The organism is Staphylococcus sp. EG-SA-2, assembly GCF_017152085.1.
In genome coordinates this window covers 1-2,316 of record NZ_JACYHC010000635.1, presented here as the reverse complement: position 1 = coordinate 2,316, position 2,316 = coordinate 1, and the positions used below count along the sequence as shown (strand labels likewise).

2 protein-coding genes and 1 pseudogene are annotated in these 2,316 nt (G+C 30.3%); all 3 read left to right on the top strand.

Going from position 1 to position 2,316, the window contains the following annotated elements; translation table 11 throughout:
* The coding region (locus tag IDG60_RS11410; protein WP_346767038.1) for a phosphoribosyl-ATP pyrophosphatase at positions 1-197 on the top strand (197 nt) is incomplete at its 5' end.
* Between the two features lie 192 nt (positions 198-389).
* Positions 390-569, top strand: coding sequence for a hypothetical protein (locus tag IDG60_RS11405; RefSeq protein ID WP_000834346.1), 180 nt, complete (start codon positions 390-392; stop codon positions 567-569).
* Between the two features lie 720 nt (positions 570-1,289).
* Positions 1,290-2,316, top strand: a pseudogene (gene lip1 / locus IDG60_RS11400) (YSIRK domain-containing triacylglycerol lipase Lip1); the annotation flags it as partial.

Sequence of the window (2,316 nt, the reverse complement as noted above, 5' to 3'; positions counted from 1 at the left end):
CTTTTGAAGTCGTAATTGAAGCAATTAAAGGTGACAAAAAAGCATTTGTAAGTGAAGTAGCAGATGAACTTTATCATTTATTTGTCTTGATGCATGCGCTAGGCGTCGATTTTTCAGAAATTGAGGCAGAATTAGCGCGTAGACATCATAAGCGCAATAACTTTAAAGGCGAACGACAAAATATCGAACAGTGGTAAAACAAGTATGGGCTGAGATATAGAGAAAAGGATCATGGCTTATACACTTACAAATATTGTGGAAAACGTGACATTTTCAAGTTTAAAATACGACACCAACATATTTTAACTATGAATGCTGTGATGGTACTAAAGTTGCAAACGCGTTATAGATAAGTAGTGGATAATCACAATACGAAACCAAAAATAATTATGAAAAGTGAATTGAGCAACTCAGGAATAGATGTCACTGTTAAAGATGTTGAAAAGTATATGAATCGATATAATGAAGTTATGAAGGGAAAAAATGGCGAAAAAGCTAAAGAGTTATGTTTGTCGTTACTACCTATTAATATCATAGTTGTCTTTACATTCTTTGTATTTATACTATAAATAAAAATATATCTAGCCTGAAATAGAAATGTCATAGCCTATTTAAAAGACAATCTCCATTAGAACTAAGATGTGCATCCCGAAAGTTAGACTAAAAAACTAACTTTATGGGATGTATTTTTATGCTAATCATCATAAATTCGAGATTAAGTTAAAGGTAGTTCAAGAGTAATTAAACAATAAATTAAAAATAGTAGGATACTTACTTTGAGGGAAGAAAATTAACTGTATATATTTAGTTTAGGAACAAGTATTACGGTTTATCCTGATACAATTATTGTGGATGGGATGATATTTTTAGGTTTAAAATACGACACCAGCAAACATAATAACTGTAATAGCTCATAAATCTCTCCATACAGCTAATCTAAAAAAATAATACATCATTGGAATCAAGACCCAAGCATGTAAATATTAAAAATCACAAAAGATATATGTAAAAAAGTTACAATTTGCATAATTAAATTGTGTCTAATTATTGACTAATTAAATTTTGCCAAATATAATATTAATTAATAATTTGAAATGATTAGCGTATACACTTTAAATTCTCTTTGGAGAATATATTTTTTAAATACAAATGTAAACGCTTTCTCGTCAAATTAAACAATAGAAAGGATGGTCATTATGAGTGCTTGGTTAAGTAAATTATTTGAGTTTATTCCTCGAATAATTATCAATTTGTTTATCTAAACTAAAAAAATAGAGGTGCTGACAATGATGAAAAGTCAAAATAAGTATAGTATTCGTAAATTTAGTGTAGGTGCATCTTCCATTTTAATAGCTACATTACTATTTTTAAGTGGTGGACAAGCACAAGCAGCTGAGAAGCAAGTGAATATGGGAAATTCACAGGAGGATACAGTTACAGCACAATCTATTGGGGATCAACAAACTAGGGAAAATGCTAATTATCAACGTGAAAACGGTGTTGACGAACAGCAACATACTGAAAATTTAACTAAGAACTTGCATAATGATAAAACAATATCAGAAGAAAATCATCGTAAAACAGATGATTTGAATAAAGATCAACTAAAGGATGATAAAAAATCATCGCTTAATAATAAAAATATTCAACGTGATACAACAAAAAATAACAATGCTAATCCTAGCGATGTAAATCAAGGGTTAGAACAGGCTATTAATGATGGTAAACAAAGTAAAGTGGCGTCACAGCAACAGTCAAAAGAGGCAGATAATAGTCAAGATTCAAACGCTAATAACAATCTACCTTCACAAAGTCGAATAAAGGAAGCACCATCATTAAATAAGTTAGATCAAACAAGTCAACGAGAAATTGTTAATGAGACAGAAATAGAGAAAGTACAACCACAACAAAATAATCAAGCGAATGATAAAATTACTAACTACAATTTTAACAATGAACAAGAAGTGAAACCTCAAAAAGACGAAAAAACACTATCAGTTTCAGATTTAAAAAACAATCAAAAATCACCAGTAGAACCAACAAAGGACAATGACAAGAAAAATGGATTAAATTTATTAAAAAGTAGTGCAGTAGCAACGTTACCAAACAAAGGGACAAAGGAACTTACTGCAAAAGCGAAAGATGATCAAACGAATAAAGTTGCCAAACAAGGGCAGTATAAAAATCAGGATCCTATCGTTTTAGTGCATGGTTTCAATGGGTTTACAGATGATATTAATCCTTCAGTGTTAGCTCATTATTGGGGCGGTAATAAAATGAACATTCGCCAAGATTTAGAAGAAAATGGTTACAAAG

Excerpts from the sequence above, each read along its gene's own strand:
- IDG60_RS11405 (WP_000834346.1), top strand. The coding sequence starts at position 390 with ATGAAAAGTGAATTGAGCAACTCAGGAATAGATGTCACTGTTAAAGAT.